Source organism: Reinekea blandensis MED297 (assembly GCF_000153185.1).
In the GTDB taxonomy this organism is placed as follows: domain Bacteria; phylum Pseudomonadota; class Gammaproteobacteria; order Pseudomonadales; family Natronospirillaceae; genus Reinekea; species Reinekea blandensis.
Window position 1 is genome coordinate 113,429 of record NZ_CH724152.1, and the last position, 18,738, is coordinate 132,166.

The 18,738-nt window shown below is 49.0% G+C and carries 20 protein-coding genes; 18 read left to right on the top strand and 2 right to left on the bottom strand.

Features of this window, described 5'->3' with window-relative positions:
• The first annotated feature begins 71 nt into the window (after positions 1-71).
• The 8 genes from MED297_RS21885 to MED297_RS12200 all read left to right on the top strand — a co-directional run bounded on the left by MED297_RS21885 (position 72) and on the right by MED297_RS12200 (position 10,370).
• Entirely contained in the window at positions 72-2,111 is a 2,040-nt protein-coding gene (locus tag MED297_RS21885) for an extracellular solute-binding protein (protein ID WP_008045307.1), read from the top strand.
• A gap of 681 nt (positions 2,112-2,792) precedes the next feature.
• Positions 2,793-3,629 carry a hypothetical protein gene (locus MED297_RS12170; RefSeq protein ID WP_008045309.1) on the top strand — a complete coding sequence of 279 codons (837 nt, stop codon included), beginning with the start codon at positions 2,793-2,795 and terminating at the stop codon, positions 3,627-3,629.
• Between the two features lie 112 nt (positions 3,630-3,741).
• Positions 3,742-4,452 (top strand): GIY-YIG nuclease family protein, encoded by a 711-nt coding sequence (locus tag MED297_RS21355; protein ID WP_008045311.1) that lies wholly within the window; start codon positions 3,742-3,744, stop codon positions 4,450-4,452.
• A gap of 525 nt (positions 4,453-4,977) precedes the next feature.
• On the top strand, positions 4,978-5,928 hold the full coding sequence (locus tag MED297_RS12180) for an ABC transporter substrate-binding protein (protein ID WP_050762915.1): 951 nt from the start codon (positions 4,978-4,980) through the stop codon (positions 5,926-5,928).
• Between the two features lie 94 nt (positions 5,929-6,022).
• On the top strand, positions 6,023-7,543 hold the full coding sequence (locus MED297_RS12185; protein WP_008045315.1) for a sugar ABC transporter ATP-binding protein: 1,521 nt from the start codon (positions 6,023-6,025) through the stop codon (positions 7,541-7,543).
• A 14-nt stretch (positions 7,544-7,557) separates the two neighbouring features.
• Positions 7,558-8,571, top strand: a complete 1,014-nt coding sequence (locus MED297_RS12190) for an ABC transporter permease (protein WP_008045316.1) — start codon at positions 7,558-7,560, stop codon at positions 8,569-8,571.
• Entirely contained in the window at positions 8,568-9,539 is a 972-nt protein-coding gene (locus tag MED297_RS12195) for an ABC transporter permease subunit (protein ID WP_008045319.1), read from the top strand. The genes MED297_RS12190 and MED297_RS12195 overlap by 4 nt, the downstream gene beginning before the upstream one ends.
• A 276-nt stretch (positions 9,540-9,815) precedes the next feature.
• A complete protein-coding gene (locus MED297_RS12200) occupies positions 9,816-10,370 on the top strand; it encodes a hypothetical protein (protein ID WP_050762916.1) in 555 nt (184 codons plus the stop codon).
• An 18-nt stretch (positions 10,371-10,388) separates the two neighbouring features.
• Here the strand turns inward: MED297_RS12200 and MED297_RS12205 are convergent, their stop codons facing one another.
• Both MED297_RS12205 and MED297_RS12210 read right to left on the bottom strand, forming a co-directional pair.
• Positions 10,389-11,147: a MerR family transcriptional regulator gene (locus MED297_RS12205; protein WP_008045323.1), complete on the bottom strand. Its 759-nt coding sequence runs from the start codon at positions 11,145-11,147 to the stop codon at positions 10,389-10,391.
• A gap of 209 nt (positions 11,148-11,356) precedes the next feature.
• Complete coding sequence (locus tag MED297_RS12210; protein ID WP_008045325.1) at positions 11,357-12,691, bottom strand: glycoside hydrolase family 19 protein; 1,335 nt, start codon at positions 12,689-12,691, stop codon at positions 11,357-11,359.
• A gap of 630 nt (positions 12,692-13,321) precedes the next feature.
• Between MED297_RS12210 and MED297_RS12215 the strand changes: the two genes are divergently transcribed.
• The 10 genes from MED297_RS12215 (at position 13,322) to MED297_RS12265 (ending at position 18,573) form a co-directional block, all read left to right on the top strand.
• Positions 13,322-13,819, top strand: coding sequence for a class I SAM-dependent methyltransferase (locus MED297_RS12215; protein WP_008045327.1), 498 nt, complete (start codon positions 13,322-13,324; stop codon positions 13,817-13,819).
• Positions 13,820-13,997: 178 nt separating this feature from the next.
• Entirely contained in the window at positions 13,998-14,279 is a 282-nt protein-coding gene (locus tag MED297_RS12220; protein WP_008045330.1) for a DUF2584 family protein, read from the top strand.
• A gap of 457 nt (positions 14,280-14,736) precedes the next feature.
• On the top strand, positions 14,737-15,249 hold the full coding sequence (locus MED297_RS12230; protein ID WP_008045333.1) for a DUF6714 family protein: 513 nt from the start codon (positions 14,737-14,739) through the stop codon (positions 15,247-15,249).
• 99 nt (positions 15,250-15,348) lie between these two features.
• Complete coding sequence (locus MED297_RS12235; RefSeq protein ID WP_008045334.1) at positions 15,349-15,681, top strand: hypothetical protein; 333 nt, start codon at positions 15,349-15,351, stop codon at positions 15,679-15,681.
• Between the two features lie 96 nt (positions 15,682-15,777).
• A complete protein-coding gene (locus MED297_RS12240) occupies positions 15,778-16,119 on the top strand; it encodes a carboxypeptidase-like regulatory domain-containing protein (protein WP_008045335.1) in 342 nt (113 codons plus the stop codon).
• A 104-nt stretch (positions 16,120-16,223) separates the two neighbouring features.
• Entirely contained in the window at positions 16,224-16,601 is a 378-nt protein-coding gene (locus tag MED297_RS12245) for a DUF7674 family protein (protein ID WP_008045337.1), read from the top strand.
• A 60-nt stretch (positions 16,602-16,661) separates the two neighbouring features.
• Entirely contained in the window at positions 16,662-17,135 is a 474-nt protein-coding gene (locus MED297_RS12250) for a DUF695 domain-containing protein (protein WP_008045339.1), read from the top strand.
• Positions 17,136-17,202: 67 nt separating this feature from the next.
• Entirely contained in the window at positions 17,203-17,484 is a 282-nt protein-coding gene (locus MED297_RS12255; RefSeq protein WP_040557197.1) for a hypothetical protein, read from the top strand.
• A gap of 55 nt (positions 17,485-17,539) precedes the next feature.
• Complete coding sequence (locus tag MED297_RS12260) at positions 17,540-17,890, top strand: Imm8 family immunity protein (protein ID WP_008045341.1); 351 nt, start codon at positions 17,540-17,542, stop codon at positions 17,888-17,890.
• Positions 17,891-17,985: 95 nt separating this feature from the next.
• Positions 17,986-18,573, top strand: a complete 588-nt coding sequence (locus MED297_RS12265) for a hypothetical protein (protein WP_040557198.1) — start codon at positions 17,986-17,988, stop codon at positions 18,571-18,573.
• The last annotated feature ends 165 nt before the right edge of the window (positions 18,574-18,738 follow it).

The following is an 18,738-nucleotide window of genomic DNA, read 5'->3' on the forward strand; positions in this document are numbered from 1 at the left end:
CGAAAAATAATCGCTTAACTATGTTTATTCCTCAATAAAAACAAAAATCCTCTTTGTAGGAGTAAACATGCGTGAAGTCACAACAAGCCCCGATTAATGCCTTTGCTGGTGGCATAAAGCAGATTGCGTTGCGGTGGCTAACCCTCCTTTTCTTATTGTCGGCATTGAGTCACGCTCAGACTCGAATCAACTTAACAACCTATGAGTTCCCACCCTACATTGGTCAGGATTTAGCAGACAGCGGCGCCATTTATCAGGTGGTCCGTTCAGTGTTCGCTGACGCAGGTTTGGACGTAGAGGTGAGTTTTTTTCCGGCGGCCCGGGCGGTTAACAGTGTTTTGTCCGGCGGATATGCCGCGGTGTTTCCGGTCATTAAAGACGATGGTTTATCTGAGGATTTCTGGATCTCCGACGCCATTGCGGCCTTTCGGGTGGGGTTGCTGGGTAAAAAACATCTTCAGGATGACACTCAACCGCTCACCGAAGGAATCACCATTGCCACCGTAAGAGGTTCCATTCCTGAAGGCATCAAACGCGAGTATCGGCCGGCCAATTTTGTCTACGTTGTTCAAAACGAACAAGCATTACAAATGCTGCATTCTGGCCGCGTCGATTATGTGTTGATCGACCAATATAACGCTGCGGACCTCATGATAGATAAGTTCCCCTACATGATTGGGGAATATGTTTTTCCGCCGCAGTACACCCATAACATCGACATGCATGTGGCTTTTTCTAAAGCACCCGGGCGATCAAGACTGGACGTTATACAGTTTAATCATTCCCTGAAGTCGCTGCAGGACTCGGGTGTCATTGACGACATCATGTACGAACATGGCTTGTTGTTTTTTGACTCATCGCCGAACAAAAAAGTGTTGCGCATTGCGACGGTAGAGAATGCCGACATGATGATCATGGAACGGATGTCGAAAGAATATGAGCGGCTCAACCCGGATATCCAGTTGGACTGGCGAGTGTTGGACGAGTCGATTTTACGGCAACGCCTGTTGAGCGATCTGGCAATGAATGCGGGGCAATACGACGTCATGACGATCGGAGCCTACGAAGTGCCCCTCTGGTTTCAACGTGATTGGTTAACGCCACTGCTCGGACTGCCGGAAACGTATAACGAAGATGACCTAATTGATGTGATACGTGACAGTCTTTCCAACAAGGGTAACCTGTATGCACTGCCATTCTATGGCGAAAGTTCGATGACGTACTTCCGGACAGATTTGTTTGAGAAGGCCGGAATAGAGATGCCGGCATCACCAACCTGGGACGATATTCGTGGCTTTGCCGGAAAAATTCATAACCCGGATGAAGGCGTGTATGGCATTTGCCTGCGTGGGAAGGCGGGCTGGGGCGAGAGCCTGACCATAATCGGAACAATGGTGAACACCTTTGGAGGTCAATGGTTTGATGTGCAATGGACCCCGACCATCGATACGGCCTCATGGAAAAAAGCCATACAGTTTTATGTTGACTTGGTGGAGGCATATGGTCCTCCGGACACTTACAAAAACGGCTTTAAAGAAAACCTGGAGCTTTTTGCCAATGGGCAGTGTGGCATATGGGTGGATGCGACGGTCGCCGCGGGCCTGTTATTTGATGAGAACCGTTCGGAGGTGTCGGACCGGGTTTGGTTCGCCCCCGCCCCCGTTGCCGTTACGCCCAAAGGTTCGGCTTGGTTGTGGATGTGGTCCTTAGCGGTACCGTCGTCGTCAAAGCTGAAAACCGAAGCCATTGATTTTATTGCCTGGGCAACCTCGCAGGAGTACATACAGCAGGTCGCCGATCAGGAAGGGTGGGTTGCGGTGCCACCGGGGACTCGAACATCGACCTACCAAAACAAAGAATACCTGAAGGCCGCACCCTTTGCGGACTACGTGTTGAGCGCGATTGAACGCGCGGACCCCACCGATGCAACCTTGCTGCCCAGCCCGTATCTGGGCATTCAAATTGTGACGATTCCGGAGTTTACGGCCATTGGTAATTTCGTTTCGCAGCGCATCAGCCTGGTTCTGCAAGGGCAGCTGACCATCGATGATGCTCTGCAGCAATCGCAGGCTTTCACCGTTAACGTGATGAAGAATGCCGCTGCACAATAATCCTCTCACGCCCGGTAAACAGGCAGACGATGTATCCCGAGATAATCTACGAGCTTAGGGTTTACCCTGGGCACGAAACCATAAACGGTCCGAAATGGGCAAACTATGATTACCCGGTCTCTCTATATTGGCCGCTTCAAGCTCAAAGCGGTAGTTGGGGGATTTCATGATTTCGCCAGTTGTAATGAGGAAGCAGATATTGGAGTTAACCGAGATCGATTCGCAATAAGCGCTAAAGCGGACGTTTATGTTGACGATTCCAGAGTTTTCGAAAGTTGAACTTTTTGTCAGCCTTGCAATACATATAAAAATGCACAAAGAACCACTTGTCGATACCATCTCTCTGTTGATAGCAGTTCAGTCACAGTTCCTTAAGTTAGCGCGGTTATTCGTGGGGAATATCCATAAATAACCGCACGTGCCGTAAAACAAAGAATCCTATAGAGCTGTTCTCATTAAAAAATACGAGTAAGCACCGATAATAGGTACTCTCCGGCGCGGTAGTATTCAGAAGAAAAGCGCACACGCGGCGTTTTCAGGCCAATCAAATTGACAATAGCCTCTTGAAGGATGACTATGAAGGCTTTATGCGGTTTGGGCTAGAAATGGCGCTCTGTATATGCCGCTCCATAAAAAAAACCGCGGTAGCGGCATAAGAAACTGTTAGGCAAGGGACTGAATATGGATCTGACCAATACCGAACGAGAAGCCATAGGGCTGTGCGTTTGTTTAGAGGCGGTTAACGAGATAGTCAATCATGCATTGCTTGACGTCAGAAAAAGCTCGAGGTCCGCTGGCGAAGCCCTCGTTTATTTCAAGGATATGGTACATCGGTCACTGTTTATTATTCGATTTCTCGATTTCGCAAAAGAAGCTGGAGATAGTCAATTGACAGGTGTTTCTGGTTCTTGTGTTGATATTCTCGACACTGTCTGTGCCAATCAGTGCCTTGGTATTGATGGCAGTGCTTGCAAGCTCGAAGATGCGGCTCATGAGCTAAAAAATTGGTTAAATCAAAAGGCTTCCGTGAAACTTTGGTTGCCCACGCTGGATGTGAATGCAGAAATAGAAGTATCAAGGATCGAGTTCCTAAAAATATCCGGTAACAGTTCAAAGCACAATATTTCAAGGCTAACAGGTGTTTCCAAAGGCATTCATAGAATTCTTTCTGATCACGGCTACGATGTTCCTATTGAGCTAATCCCTCTCGCGTTAGAAGATTTTCAGGAGCATCTCGAACAAAACTACTTCATATATTATGCAACCTGGATGGCGGAGTTGTTAAACGAGGTGCGTTGGGGTATTCAGAGGTACTTGGAGCCCTTGTACGCAACGTCCTACAAGCCCGGAAATGACGGGTTATCGTATAGGTTCGACTATCCAGAAGGGGTGACTCAGGAGATTGCTAAACAATGGTTCTGGCGTTTAATGAATCATATCAGATCTGCTCCATATGTAGATCGTTTCCACACGCCAAATAGTCTTAAAGAGCAGAGTTCGATTGAGTGGGACTTATAAATACTGTGCCTAACAAGAACAGTCACGGCGACGTCTACTACATTACGGCTTCGCCTTCATTTCGTAGCCGCGCGTGCTGAGCAGCGTTAAGCGAAACCAGGACTGAAAGTTCATGCAGAATACAATTTACATTGCCGAGCCGATATTTTCGGAAAAACTGCAGAAGTTCGACGGGGAGGCGTCCTTCCCTCCGATCAAAAAAATTGGCGTTACTACTGATCTTCCCGATCGAAGAGAGCGTGAGCTGCTGGGCACAATAAGTCCTGTCAAAGTATCAATTGTAAAAGCATGGACGAGTCTGGACGCACGAAAAGTGGAATCTATGCTGCACACCATCCTCGACAACTCTCGCCTAGATGGTGAATATTTTTGGGATGGCAATGAGACTTTGGTGGATGCCGTTGCCGACTTTATAGAAGCGTATCACCCTGAAGCTCAGGAGGTTGGAGTTTCAGATGAAGCCGATGTTGCCGCGGCGTCTGAGGCAGTACAGAAAAAGAACTCACAACGGATATATACAGAGGTTATCCCGAAGCTCGACGAGCTATCAGTTAAGTACAATGTTGCGAAAAATGGTCGAGGTGTTAAATTCAAACTAGGAGAGTACACTCTGGCGCTTTGGGGAAGAACGGCTGGAAGATATACGCTTACAATTTGGTCGAGAACAAAGACAACCGAAAATGCTCTATCTGACTTCGAGCACTCACAGGAACTTTCTGCGAATGGTGCTGAGGATAGCAATCGTAGAGCAAGGATTCCAATGAGCAATTTGCAAACAATCTTTGAGTCACTTACAGGCTATGTGAGTCAGCATGGCGCTTAACAATGCCAGGCACAGCGGCGGCTCCGCCTTCACTACAAAGCCGCGCGTGTTGGCGGCGTTCAAATGTCCGTTTTCGAGCAATTTTTAACTAACGAAGTATTAGCGCTTACGACCGCTTTCACCACACAGCTGACATTGAGCGTCTTCGAACAGAGGTCTGCATTTCGGCAGATTCGAGCAAACTATGCTTCCTTATAGCGGACAACCTATGGTTACGTGACCACACCCTTAAGGGCGCTTTTACACTGAGCACTGTGTTGTTGTGCTCGCGTTGCCCTGTGTCCTGTTACCCCTTTGTGAGTACCGCTCAACTCTTCCAACTTGGTCTGCCGGGCTAAGTCATCATCAACGGTTTCGGCCAAAAACTGCACCATTTTGGCTAACTATATGGACATAGCCGCCCACCTCCGTGTTTTAACTTCCCATCCTGATTTACCCGGCTGTACATTAATTGAACTCGTTTATCCGGGCGATTAAGCCTGACTATGAGTTCAGAAAACAAATACAAAAAAAGAGGGATTTACCATGAAATCAGTAGTTGGAAAGCCAGTAATCAAGGCTGCATTAGGCCTTGCTGCCGCGACCCTTATGTCCGTGTCGGCCATGGCCGAGTTAACCGTTGGATTTGTACAGACCGGATCAGAATCAGGCTGGCGAACCGCCTTCACCAATGCCACCAAAGCGGAAGCCGAAGCACGCGGATACGACTTTAAGTTCGCGGACGCACAGGGCAAACAGGAAAACCAGATTAAAGCCATTCGCTCGTTTATCGTTCAGGGTGTCGATGGCATTGTTCTGGCACCTCTGGTCACCACTGGCTGGGACAAGGTGCTGAAAGAAGCCGATCGTGCCGGTATCCCGGTCGTATTGGTCGACCGTGGGCTGGATTCTGACCCGAGTCTTTATGTCACCAGCGTGGGTTCTGACTTCACTATGGAAGGCGCGATGATTGGCGCCTGGATGGCCGTTGAAACGGAAGGCACCTGTGACATCGTGGAGCTGCAAGGCGCTGTCGGTGCTGATGCTGCGATTAAACGTCAGGCCGGTTTTGCCAATGTCATCGAAAACTTCCCCGGCATGCAGATCATTGCCTCGCAAACCGGCAGCTGGAGTTCAACCGGCGGTAAAGAAGTGATGGAAAGCTTCCTCAAATCCATCGGTGGGGAAAACATCTGTGCGGTGTGGGCACACAATGACAACATGGCCATTGGTGCCGCTCAGGCCATTAAAGAAGCCGGTCTGCAACCGAGCGAAGACATCCTGATCGCCTCCGTTGATGCGATTACCGATATCTTTAAAACCATGGCCGATGGCGAAACCAATGTGACGCTGGAACTGAGCCCATATCAGGGCGCCGCGGCATTTGATGCACTGGAAGCACACCTGGCCGGTGAAGATGTACCGAAGCGCATTACGGTACCGGGTGGTCTGTTCTATCCGGAAACGGCGGCAGAAGAGTACGCGCGCCGTAAGTAAATCGTCCGAAGTTTGACAGAGCCGTGACGGACAAGGTCTTTAGCGCCTTGTCCGTCTTTTACCTTGAATCATCTTATAAGCTTCGGAGTGCTTCATGAACATGAACGTTGCCACCGCTGTCGACGAAGCGCCACCTCTGCTCAGCATTCAGAATCTGTCCAAAGGGTTTGCTGGGGTACGCGCGCTTGATGACGTGTCTTTTTCAATTCGTAAAGGTGAAATTCACGCCCTGTTGGGTGAAAACGGTGCAGGAAAATCCACCTTTATTAAAGTGCTGACCGGTGTTTATTCCCGCGATGCCGGCCAGATCTTATTTGAAGGCGAGGCCTTCCATGCGAATAATTCCGGACATGCGCAATCGCTCGGCGTCAGTACCGTGTATCAGGAAGTGAACCTGATCCCGACCATGACCGTGACTGAAAACCTGACGTTGCTGAATCAGCCCAGACGGTTTGGTCTGATCAGTCCGCGTAAAGCCGAGCAGCGTGCCCGGGAAATGCTTGAACGTGTCGGGTTGAACATTGACCCATCCGAACAGCTGGATCATTTTTCCATTGCCGTGCAGCAGCTCATTGCCATTGCCCGGGCCTTGGGCACTAAAGCAAAGTTACTGATTCTGGACGAGCCAACGGCCAGTTTGGACGCCGATGAAGTTTCTCGACTGTTTGAGCTGATGACCGAACTCAAAGCCCAGGGCATCAGCATCATTTTTGTCACGCATTTTCTTGATCAGGTTTATCGGATTTCAGATCGCATTACCGTCTTGCGCAATGGTCAGTATGTCGATACCTACAACACCGCTGAGTTACCGCAGTCCGAGTTGATTCGGGCCATGGTGGGTAAATCACTCGATGAGCTGTCGAAAGACACCGGAGCGGAAAGCCGAGCTGTTCAGGACACGCTGTTTGCGATTGACCAGTACGGCAAACAGCGTTGCCTGGAGCCGGTCGACCTGACCGTGGCCCGCGGCGAAATTGTCGGCCTTGCCGGCATGCTCGGGTCGGGTCGAACTGAACTGTGCAATCTGATTTTTGGGGTCGACTCGGTCGACTCTGGTGAGATGACGTTAGCCGGTCAGTCACAATCCATTCGCTCGCCGAAGCAGGCCATTGATGCGGGTATGGCCTATTGCCCTGAAGACCGGAAAGTCGACGGTATCGTGGCCGAACTCAGTGTTCGGGAAAACATGATCCTCGCTTTGCAGGCCAAACGCGGTTGGCTGCGGCCGATCCCGATGGCCGAACAGAAAGCCATGGTGGAGGAAATGATCGATCGACTGTCGATTAAAACCCCCAACATGAACAAACCGATTGGCGAACTGAGTGGTGGTAACCAGCAAAAGGTGATTCTCGCGCGTTGGCTGCTGACGCATCCGCAACTGCTGTTGCTCGATGAACCGACCCGGGGCATCGATGTTGGCGCTCACCACGACATCATCGAAATCATGAACGAGCTGTGCGAACAGGGCATGAGTTTGTTGGTGGCCTCGTCGGAGCTGGAAGAGCTGGTGGTGTTTGCGCACCGGGTAGCGATTATGAAAGACCGACGCAAGGTCAAAGAACTGACCGGGTCTGAGATCAGTCAGCAATCCATTGTCGCCGCCATCGCGCAGTAAACGGAGCAAGAGCAATGATGAATCTGAAAGGATTGTCCATCAATCCGAAAATATGGGGCCCCATTCTTTCGCTGGTCGCTATTATCGTGATCATGGGGATCATCGACCCTGGCTTTGTCCGAATCGAGTTCAAGGACGGCCGCTTTTACGGCAGTCTGATTGATGTTCTGGTGCGGGCGACGCCGACGGCGATTATCGCGCTGGGCATGGCGGTGGTCATTGGTACCCGCGGTATCGATCTGTCAGTCGGCTCGGTTGTGGCCATTTGCGGTGCAGTCGCGGCAATGCTGATTACTGAAACCGATCTGAGCTTTGCTTCGGTGATGGTTTTATCGCTGGCGGCCGGTGGCGTAATCGGGATGCTCAACGGCATCATGGTGTCGTATATCGGGATTCAGCCGATCATCGCGACGCTGATCCTCATGGTGTCCGGGCGCGGTATTGCGCAACTGATAACCGGCGGTCGTTCCGTCAGTTTCGACAGTGTGGCCATGGACATCATCGGCAGTGGCATGTTCCTGGCCATACCGGTGCGCATCTGGATTGCGGCCGGACTGTTGCTGCTTACTATTCTGGTGATGCGTAAAACCGCCATTGGTTTGTTCATTGAATCGGTGGGGGCGAATGCGCGGGCAAGTCGCTACGTCGGCATTGAAGCGCGCCTGTTTAAAATGTTTGCGTATGTCTTTTCAGGTATTTGTGCGGCACTGGCCGGCGTCATCCTGATTGCCGACGTCGGCATTGCAGAGATCAACCGTCTCGGGCTCTGGCTGGAACTGGACGCCATTTTGGCGGTGGTGCTGGCCGGTGGTTCGCTGAACGGTGGGCGTATCTATTTGGGGCTGACCATCATCGGCGCGCTCATCATTCAGACGCTGACGACCATCATCTTCAGCAGCGGGGTGCCGGTCGAATACAACCTGATTGTGAAAGCCAGCATCATTCTCGCCGTTTTATTGGTGCAGTCACCCACCACGCAAGCGGCGATTAAAGACCTGAACATGAAACGAAAAGGAGTACGAACATGATCAGCGAACGAACGTTACCGCTGCTGTCAGCCATTGCGGTGCTGTTGATCCTGTACGGCTATGGCAGCTTTGCTTACAACGGCTTTTTTGGCCTGCGCTTGGCGGGCTACCTGCTCACCGACAACGCGTTCATCATTGTCACCGCCGTCGGCATGGCCTTTGTGATTCTCTCCGGCGGTATTGATCTCTCCGTCGGATCCATGATCGCCTTCATCTGTGCCCTGATGGCGTTTCTGGTGGTGAAGCTGAATCTGCATCCGTTATGGGCGATCTTAATTTCTGTCTTGGTGGGCACCTGTTTCGGCACCATCATGGGGACGATCATTGCGGTGTTTAAGATACAGCCATTTATCGTCACGCTGGCGGGTATGTTCATGTTTCGTGGTTTGGGCTACGTCATTAACACCCAGCAGGTGAAGATCGACCATCCGTTTATGACCACATTGTCAGACTTTGGCGTCTACATCGGGCAGGGCGAGCTGAATTTCGTCGCCATGGTGATGCTGGTTCTGTTAGCGGTGGGTGTCATCGTTTCGAAGTACACCCGCTTTGGTCATAACGTCTATGCCATTGGCGGAGATTCCAATTCAGCCGCGCTTTTGGGTGTGAACATTACCGGAACCACCATCCGTGTTTACGCGCTGAGCGGTTTTTATGCATCGGTGGCCGGCATTCTGTTTGCCGTGGCCACTGGCTCGGCGTATCCGGAGGTTGGCATTGCTGTCGAGTTGGATGCGATTTCCGCGGTTGTCTTGGGTGGAACCTTGCTCACCGGCGGTGTGGGTTATGTCTTCGGAGCGTTTATTGGCGGCATGACCTTTGGTGTGATTCAGCAACTGATCAACTTCGATGGCTCCCTGAATGCGGCCTCGACCCGCATTGTGATTGGTGTGTTGTTGCTGGCGTTTATCCTGATGCAGAAAGTGATTCTGATCTGGGCACGTAAGGTGACGGCTAAGCCGGTGTGAACTTTCGAATATAAACATCACTTTTCCTGCGATAAGCCCTGATCATCAGGGCTTTTTTTCGTTAGACGGGCGGTTTTTAAATGGCTGACACGCAAGGGGTTACCACTTAACTCTGAGATTCGACGGGGCCGCGCATCAGCGCTTTGACTTATTGGTGCCAACTATCGAATACTATTGCGATGAGCCACGTACGGCGGGACGGTTAAGCAACTGTCTGAACACATTAACTCGCACGTATGATGGTTAATTCCAAAATGGATGAATCAAGGAGGACTCATGTCTGATTCAGCGCTTTTGTTTTTAGGGAAAATTGAGGTCGAGTACGGTCAGTTTTACTTTGACCACCCGGATGACGATGAGAGTCTGTTCGATGGTGTTGTAGAAGAGGCGTTCATCGATCAGAAAAATGGGCTGTGCGGCGCCGGGATCGACGGCATGGTGTACTTTGTTGCGGGGCTGAACAATGGTGCGATGTCAGTTTGTATCGAACAGCATGAGCAGGCCCCCGAGCTGGATTCGTCGTACGATGATATTGTTGAAGTGTCGTTTACCAATCAAATCGCATCGCTGGCGCTGTGCCAGTGGGCGCATGAAGCGACATTTCCTTTAAACCTGCCAGAGGGACAATATCGCTTAAGGTACTGTGTTCAAGGGATGGATAATGAATATGGCGACGAGGATGATTGGTCGCTACCGATGCCGGGGCAAAGGCACCTTGTGCAGCTTTGGCCTGCGTCGCCCGAAGCCGACTCGATCATAAGATCGAACAGCAAGATGGGGCGCTATTGGCACAAAAACTTTGGTCAAAAAGACGCCTCTCAAGAGCTTTAAGTCCTTAAAGCTAGCTCGTCACTCACCATTTTTCGCCAGGTTCGCCGCTGTCGCCTGCATGATAAACCGAGCCAACCCGGGCTGCAGATTGTCATAGCTGGCGGAAAAGCGCTCGTCCATCACGTACATCTCGCCGAGTTGCGCATGCATCGCCCGTGAGCAAGGGTAGAACCAAGTGTCGATGAGTTGTCGCATCTGTTCAACCACGGCAACTGCTTCATCGCTTGTGGCGGCATAACCGTTCTGTATCAATGTCGCCATGTTCTGGTTCAGTGCATCGGCGTCTCGTTGGTACCGCGCCCAGTCTTCTTTGTCGTAATGTTTAGTGCGCTGTGCGGACTCTTTGTAGGCGTCCGTTCCTCCCCATCGTTGTTGGACTTCCTCTTCGTATTGGTCGGGGTCAAACCCGTTTAAGGCGTTGAACATATCTTTGGTTTTCATAGTGTTTTCCTCTTGTTCTAGGTTGATCACGAGTTGCTCACGCATGGCCTGCAATCGTGCAATGTGTTCATCAATGCGCTGCTTCTGTTCCCGTAGTAAGGTAACGCGGTGATCCGTCTGGTCCTTCAGAACACGATCAATCTGTTTCAGCGAAAATCCCAAAGCCCGATAAAACAGAATGTCGGCCAATCGGTTCAGGTCGGCTTCGGTATAACGCCGGTACCCATTGTCACTGCGACGACTGGGCACCAGAAGCTGGATTGCGTCGTAATGATGCAGCGTCCGCACGCTGATACCGGAAGCCTGTGCGGCCTGACTGATGGTATAAGTAGTCATGGTTCATTCCTGATTGATGATGCGTAAAGCCTAAGCTCTGACCCAACGTCAGGGTCAAGAGGTTTTATGAAAACAGTGTAGGGTAGGATGCAGAGTCGTAGGCGTGTTGATCTTGTGTGCACTGAAAGAAGGGGTAAGCGTGTTTTACAAAGGCAGACCCAAAAGAAAGCCCTGCAGAGCAGGGCTAGTTCAAGCCGACTTCGGCGTGATTAGCAACCGAGATTTGACCCGGCCGAAACGCCCAGCAAGCGGGTGATGGCCAGGTAGTTATTGATTCGGCTTTGCACCTTGTTCGGGTAGCCGCCGTTACATTCCAACGCACCATTGATGCTGCGAATGGTTTCACCAAAGCCACGACCATTAACCATGGCATTGTGTGGCGTGTCGTTACCGGCACCACTCTGTGTCATCCAGAACCAGATCGCGGTTTCCCAGGCAACCGTTGAGTTTTGTTCAACGATGTCCGGGTTGCCAACCAGATCGAGACCCAGTGCTTTACCGGCGGCGCAGTAGTTTCCGTTCCAACTGAGCTGAATCGGGCCACGGCCATAGTACTTTTTACCGGGCCGGCAACCACAGTCGGCGCCACCCCAGTTGCCGCAGTACTCACCTTTGGCGATTTCAGTAATGTGTACAAAGTCGCCGGTTTCGTGTTTGAAGTTTGCCAGTGCGGCGGCCAGTTCACGCTTCTGCGTTTCGATGCTGCCGGTCTTGGCAAAGGCCGGGAAACTTTTCGTCGCGTCGACAAAGCCCTGATAGGTGTAGAACGGGTTTCGGTTCGGGAACAGTTGATTAAACTGCTGCTCGCTTATATGGAAGCCGGTGTTATTGTTGCCGCCATCATTGCCGCCGTTGTCACCGCCGCCGTTGCCATCGCAACTTTGCTGGGTGGGCTCCCAGAACCAGGTGCTGATGACCGGGTCATACCCGGGGTTTTCGTGCTCAGCCACATAACGGGTACCGTTGTAGGTTACGATATCGCCTTCGTTGTACCACTGGCCGGCGACCCAGGCGGCGCAGTTACCACCTCCATTGTTGCCGCCATCGTTACCCCCGCCGCAGTTTTGACTGGTGGGTTCCCAAAACCAGGTACTGATGACCGGGTCATAGCCTGGGTTTTCATGTTCAGCAACGTAGGTTGCCCCGTTGTAAGTGACTACATCGCCTTCGTTATACCATTGCCCGGCTACCCAGGGTGAACAGCTGCCAGAGCCGCCGCCTGAACCCGTGTCGCCGCCATTATTAGACCCGCCACCGTTGTTGTTACCACCGCCCGAGCCATTACATTGGCCCAGGTTGCTCCAGGCGTTTGCTGCCGCCCAACCAACACCCGGCTCGTAGGCTCCGCCAATTGAGCACCAGCCGCCAACAAGGCAGCGATAGGCCGAACCATGATTGGTGACCGTTGCGCCGTTGGTATAAGAAGCGCCGTTCGAATAGGCGTTGATGCCGTTACAGTCGTAAGCGGATGCGACACTGGCTAGCCCCAGTACCAGAAGACCGGTCGCCGCTCGGCTCAATGATCGTTTAAAAGATATGTACATACGTATCCTCGACAGTTGAATTTTTATCGGGATTGACCGGCGTCGAACAGAGGAGTCAAAAAGGCTTCACTGAGACCATCGCTTTGCTTAAACATGGCTTTTGATTTGCCTTTGTGCCTGTTTAAGAACGGATGCGATTAATCGTTTCAAAACGACGCCGGTTAATCCGTGGTTCGTTTGAACTGATACAACACCACCGCTGCTGTCGTTGAAACGCGGATGGAAAAAATTCAAGCATCGTAAATAGTAAGAGATCCGAAAAAGGCGATCTATTGCATTGCGTTGTTTTAACAAACGTCTGAAAACTTTTGTCATGAACTGTGAATGGATCGATATTTTATCAGGCGATAGGTTTGGTAGTGCCATACCAAGAACCAGCCTGTTGAGCGCCCAGTTTTAATGGTTTTGTTACTGCCTGGTGAGAACTCAGGAGCCGAACATAGCAATGAGTTTTTTAAAGAAGTTCGTTTGTTTAGACGCAATTCAAATCCCTGCGGGCCTCATGGTGACGTGTTTTTTAATGTGGATCGATGGTTGTTAAACATTGCGTTGGTTTGACTTCTTAAGGAGGTCTGATCAACATGACTCAATTGAACACATGCACTGCTAATACCAAGGACGCATCATTGAATGGATGAACACACGGACGCCTGGCGACAGTATTATGAAAAAGCCCTGAATCGGCCGCACCTGAAACGCACCGAGCTGGCAATTCAGTTAGATGAGTCGGACCATAAGGTGGCCATTGACTGCGGGTGTGGCACCGGCAGCGATCTGCAATATTTGAAACAGCAGGGTTACACCGCTTATGGGTTTGATGTGAATCCGGAAGCGGTAAAACTCTGCCAACAGCGATTTCAAGAAGACACCGATATTAAGGTGACCGAATCGTCCTTTGAACGATTCCACTACCCCGAAGCCGGTATCATCATGGCCAATTCCAGCCTGTTCTTTGCCGACCCCAGTCAGTTTGATACGGCATGGCGACACATCACCTCTTCGCTTCGAACGGGTGGCGTATTCGCCGGAGACTTTATGGGGCTCAAAGACAGCTGGGCGCAAAAAAAACCGCAGCCCGACGACGCCATTGTCGGAAGACACCGTACGAGCGCTCTTCGCAGACTTTAAAGTGGTGCGTTTTTTTGAACGCGACGAAACCGCCCAAACGGCCCTGGGCCGAATGAAGCATTGGCACACCTATTCGGTGGTGGCCATTAAACAATGAAGCACGGCTGGCTTTGCACTGGCGTTACTCAGTTACAGCATTTGCTCATACAAACTATTAGATAAAAAGAGAGAATCCGTTATGGGGTTTCCTGTCACTTTCAATTGGGTATTGCAAATCCCACTTGAAGAACCGCTGCTGAAAGGGCAGCGCTATCCGTTTGAAAAAGCTGGGAACCGGGTGTTTCCGCTACTGACCCCTATCGATCTGATCGACCCTCAGCGAACGGCCATCGCCAAGATACAGATCCTGTCATTTCAGAACATGCCAAGCCAAACGCGAGGCGAGTTTCAGGTACTGAAGCGATACGAGGGTGTTGAAAGAGACGTGCTCACCCAGTATTGGATTGAAAACCAAGCTTGACGAGTTTTTACAACAGATATCTGACGACGCTATAAAGGCAAGTGACTATCAAACAAGACAAAATCAGGCATTCTTTGAAACGGGTTTGGTCGTAAACCTCAATTTATACCTTGCTAACCTTTTTAACCCCGTGTATCCGCTCAGTATCGAACTAATACACACTGCGCTTATTTATCCGGATATTCCCGGATAATTAAGCGCAAGCACGAAAAGTCGGGCGGAAGCATTCCTTGTATTAAACTATTAATTACAACCCCCTTTGTTTAGGGGCTTTCAGACGCCGAAGTATCTAAAATTCATCGGCACCCGCTTAAATATCATGCTTATTAAATTGACAACTAGACTGAAAAGCCCCTAGATTAGCGTCTTGGAGCGTTTTGTGTGGAAAAGCCAGCAGTTACATACGCGGCGCTTGATAAATCGGCGGTAGCCGAGTAATAAACTGTTAACATTTTTTATGAGTAGAAAGGACCAGCTGTTAGAGCGTATAAGATTTGCATTCGGAGACGTTGCATTTCCATCACATTGTGGTTGGCAAGCTGCAATTGCAAAGGATGACTGGGTGAGCGACCCAAAGGTTCTTCTGAGAATCACTAATTCCAAGGATATAAAAGGGAAATGGTGGGAAATCCCTTTTGAAAAATTGGAAAATTGCTCATTAGCACAATGCTATTTGGATGCCCGAGGAGTAGAGTTCTATCTACCAGCATTTATGAGCGGTGTAGTAAGAGAACCTAAAAGGCCGTGCTATTGTCATCTTATCAGCTGGCTCACACCCGGCGTAAATACTTCCGAAGCAAAACTCTATGACTACTTTGTGAGAAACTTTAGTTTCATCACTGGACGCCGCAAAACAGTATGTAAGGAAGTGTTGGAATATTTGCTTGAAAACCTAGACCCTCTAGATAAGTATTCTGACAACGAGATTCGGGAATTACTAAGACATGAGTATTGGCAAGGTGCATGTTAACAAAGAGTTGTTGGAAATAGCCCGCTTGTTTCCGCTAAAGCGGCGGGCTATGGACTCACTACCGTTCGCCCCAAAACAAAAACGTTAAACGGTATCTATATGAGCAAGATTGTTGAATTCCCTAGTCGGGAAATACGGAATGACCTTGAAATAGAAAACGCGCTGCGGGAGTCCCTTACAGAAAGGGGTTTTTCAGAAGAAACAGTAGCGCAAACAGTCTCAGCTATAATGCCGCTCATCAAAGAGTCTAAAACAGTTGTGGCGCAGGGACTCGATGCGCCGATTCCTGCCAGCATAAGTGAAAGAGATGTTTCTGAGCTTAAAGCCAGTTTGTCTACTTCGCTTCAGGCTTACCAGAGACAGGTAGGCGATTTCGCGCTGAAGATTCTTATGCTTCTGGCTATTGAGTATGCCAGTAATGCCAAGGGCTAGGGCAACGTTTAACAAGGCCAGGCACGGCGACGGCTTTTCCGTTGCGGCTTCGCCTTCACTACAAAGCCGCGCGTGCTAGCGGCGTTAAGCATAAATATGAAGAAAATCCTCCTAGTATCGGCATGCATTCTTATTCAAGGGTGTATATCTGTTTCGGTTTCACCGGTGGTGAGTGGAACCATATTGAATGAACTGGGAGAACCTTTAGATGCGAATGTAACCATTACCAACATGCAGTTGCAGAAGTCGCAATCAGTGAGTACCGACAAAGAGGGAAACTATTCCTTTGGGAAAATGAGAATATGGATATTCCCAATATTCAGCGCAATCCTACTGAGAAGTGAAGTTGCAGCTGAAGCTGAAGGCTATATGCCGGAATCAAACATTATTGATAGCAGAAATCCGGCTACTGCTAATTTTAATTTGGTGGCAGAATAAATGCTTAATAACAAAGAGTTGTTGGAGTTAGCCCGCTTGTTTCCGCTAAAGCGGCGGGCTATGGACTCGCATTCGCTCGCCCCAAAACAATGACGTTAAAGTGTATGAATTCATCCATAGAGCTATTCCACGCAATTCGAGAAAAGTTTCCTGAGTTTTTAGAAGCTGCAGATAAAGAGCACGTTCGTATTTGGGATGAAGTAACACCTGAGACTCACTATAGTTGGTTTGAAAGCTTGGCTAATGCAATAAACGAGTTAATGTCTAGTGGCGAAATGCTTGATAGCATGGCTAGATTGTTTGAATATTTATCTGAAGTAGATCTGTCTAGTGGAATCGAGATAAAACAGCTTATAGATGTATCTTTTGTAGAAAACTTGTTTTGGGAAGTGAGTCCGGGCAATGCTGCCAAACCATGGTACTTGCTGCCTGAAAACCTTAAAAAATACTATGTGGAATTCCATCTGGGCACTCCACTTTAACAAGCGCAGGCAGTCGACGCGAAAAAGCCCGCGCAACAGCTACGAACGTTAGGCTTGATCATGAATAAGGTAATGCTTTTCGTTTTAATACTACTAAGCAGTGTATTTGCTAGTGGCAAATCTTGGGAGTCTATGTCATTCGAGTATGAAGGTTATCCACTGTACTTAAGAATCCCAATTGGTCAGGATTATGAGAATCTAAGTGAAAGCTACTCAAAACATATTTCCATTACGCATCATCTTGAAAAAGTACTAAGTAATGGTCTCCCTGAAAATGAATATAATGAGTCATTAATCGACTTTGATAGCCAAGTAACAAGTGTACTCGAGAACACCGAGCTTGGGGTAACTGTGTTAGTCGAGACATTTGGTGGTAGGCGAACCTATTACATGTATTCAGTTTCAAGCTTATCAGTTGAGCATTTTAAGAATGAACTTAGCAACAAGTTCCCTGAGTACAGTATTGACGTTCATTCATATTCAGATGAAGACTGGTCTTTCATTAAACAATACTCTGAAGAGTGGGGCTTTTAAGCCTAAAAAACCTGTGTTGTAGATTAGTGAACTTCACCCGGTTTAGATGAGTGGAAGAGCTTAAGATATGAGTTTTTTATTAGATTCTTATAAGTTGAAGTTTGACCGAAATTATAAGTTAATCGAGTCTATTGAACTCATTGATGAGCGTGGAACTCTTCATATTTTTAAAGGTATATCAGTTAGCGGTGAGTTAATTATTCCTGAACCCTATGGCTGCCCTTTTATAGTAAACGATATATCGGATAGGCAATTGGGTAGCCAAAAATATGAAGTTGAATTTGCTTCATCTTACTCTCGAGAAGGTGTGTTTACCGCAAATGAATACCAAGTAATAGAACTTGCTTAGAAACAATAAGAATTCGACTCGGAAGACCCGCGAAACTGCAGTAAGCATCAGGCAAATGAAATCTTTAAAAACTCCCGTGATAAAAAGTTGGGATTGTGCCGAGCATGACCCTATTGAGGCCTGGGTTCCAGAGGATCCCTCGGATGTTGAGTTTTGGTGCAATATCGCGATAGGCATTGAAGGAGAGGTCGGTGCAGATAACTTTCAAGTTCATATTGCGACCCAAAAAGCCGTTTCCCGAACTACCAGTAAAGAGTTCCTGGTCGTCATCCCATACTATGAAAATTGGCCCCAAGTGCTTGGCGTGTTGCAGAACATGGCAGCCCAGTGTAAGGGCCTTGATTGGACCAGTATGAGCGAACAACTGTCGGCGCGCTTTAAATGGGAATATGAGGGCATGGGTTAAATGAGTAACAATACCTGCCCGAGCGATTCCAGTATTGATGGTTCGCCTCAGTGCTTCGGCTTTTTCTATGGTCGATGCTGGGTGAAGGAGCAAAGATGACCGGCACTTACGATTGGAACCCTATGCCTCACCAAGTAGAAATTAACTGTCCTTCTTGCGGTAGCCCGTGTGTTTTTGAGTTTGCAGAAGTCGTTAAAATCAAACAGAAAAAAGATGTGCCATTTTTTGAGCAAAGTGACATCTTTGATTATTCAGTGTTTACCGATAGTTGTGGTCACAAATGGCACGGTGCTGTTTATTTCGCAAATTTACACGGTGGTTCCACTAAGGCAATAACTAACCTGCCTGACGGTTATTCACCTGAAAGCTGGTCTCACTCCAGATATTTAGTGCGAAACCATGGCCTTGATCTCGGGGCTTTTTCTTGTAACCACTGCCTAACAAGAAAACCCTACATCCTTCAATGGCCTCAAGATGCTTATTATTCCTTTAACTACAAAGGTGCAGTGCTCTGGGCTTTTCATCGTGAGTCCGCAATCGACCTTCGCGATTACATTGCATCCTATGAAAGAAAACCTGAAGAATTTAAGTGGTCGAGCTTTCTTTTGCATGTGCCAACCATATTTAAAAAGCAGAACGCCCGAGAACCAATCGTTAGACAAATAAATAAGCTGCTAGCCTGAAAGCCAATAGAACAAACGGGCTGGTCAGACAATCTTTGCAATCACCGTTTTCGCTCTGGTGGCAATAGAGCCGGCGTCTCTCTTTGCGCATTGACGTAGGCGTTCAAAAGCGAGCTGCCTATTAACTATATTAACCAAATATCCGCTAAGTCGTACCTCGGTTAG

Excerpts from the sequence above, each read along its gene's own strand:
- MED297_RS12190 (WP_008045316.1), top strand. The coding sequence starts at position 7,558 with ATGATGAATCTGAAAGGATTGTCCATCAATCCGAAAATATGGGGCCCC.
- MED297_RS12245 (WP_008045337.1), top strand. The coding sequence starts at position 16,224 with ATGAATTCATCCATAGAGCTATTCCACGCAATTCGAGAAAAGTTTCCT.
- MED297_RS12170 (WP_008045309.1), top strand. The coding sequence starts at position 2,793 with ATGGATCTGACCAATACCGAACGAGAAGCCATAGGGCTGTGCGTTTGT.
- MED297_RS12220 (WP_008045330.1), top strand. The coding sequence starts at position 13,998 with ATGGGGTTTCCTGTCACTTTCAATTGGGTATTGCAAATCCCACTTGAA.
- MED297_RS12185 (WP_008045315.1), top strand. The coding sequence starts at position 6,023 with ATGAACATGAACGTTGCCACCGCTGTCGACGAAGCGCCACCTCTGCTC.
- MED297_RS12195 (WP_008045319.1), top strand. The coding sequence starts at position 8,568 with ATGATCAGCGAACGAACGTTACCGCTGCTGTCAGCCATTGCGGTGCTG.
- MED297_RS12215 (WP_008045327.1), top strand. The coding sequence starts at position 13,322 with ATGGATGAACACACGGACGCCTGGCGACAGTATTATGAAAAAGCCCTG.
- MED297_RS12230 (WP_008045333.1), top strand. The coding sequence starts at position 14,737 with ATGAGTAGAAAGGACCAGCTGTTAGAGCGTATAAGATTTGCATTCGGA.
- MED297_RS12265 (WP_040557198.1), top strand. The coding sequence starts at position 17,986 with ATGACCGGCACTTACGATTGGAACCCTATGCCTCACCAAGTAGAAATT.
- MED297_RS12205 (WP_008045323.1), bottom strand. The coding sequence starts at position 11,147 with ATGACTACTTATACCATCAGTCAGGCCGCACAGGCTTCCGGTATCAGC.
- MED297_RS12210 (WP_008045325.1), bottom strand. The coding sequence starts at position 12,691 with ATGTACATATCTTTTAAACGATCATTGAGCCGAGCGGCGACCGGTCTT.
- MED297_RS12250 (WP_008045339.1), top strand. The coding sequence starts at position 16,662 with ATGAATAAGGTAATGCTTTTCGTTTTAATACTACTAAGCAGTGTATTT.
- MED297_RS21355 (WP_008045311.1), top strand. The coding sequence starts at position 3,742 with ATGCAGAATACAATTTACATTGCCGAGCCGATATTTTCGGAAAAACTG.
- MED297_RS12180 (WP_050762915.1), top strand. The coding sequence starts at position 4,978 with ATGAAATCAGTAGTTGGAAAGCCAGTAATCAAGGCTGCATTAGGCCTT.
- MED297_RS12235 (WP_008045334.1), top strand. The coding sequence starts at position 15,349 with ATGAGCAAGATTGTTGAATTCCCTAGTCGGGAAATACGGAATGACCTT.
- MED297_RS12200 (WP_050762916.1), top strand. The coding sequence starts at position 9,816 with ATGTCTGATTCAGCGCTTTTGTTTTTAGGGAAAATTGAGGTCGAGTAC.
- MED297_RS12240 (WP_008045335.1), top strand. The coding sequence starts at position 15,778 with ATGAAGAAAATCCTCCTAGTATCGGCATGCATTCTTATTCAAGGGTGT.
- MED297_RS12260 (WP_008045341.1), top strand. The coding sequence starts at position 17,540 with ATGAAATCTTTAAAAACTCCCGTGATAAAAAGTTGGGATTGTGCCGAG.
- MED297_RS12255 (WP_040557197.1), top strand. The coding sequence starts at position 17,203 with ATGAGTTTTTTATTAGATTCTTATAAGTTGAAGTTTGACCGAAATTAT.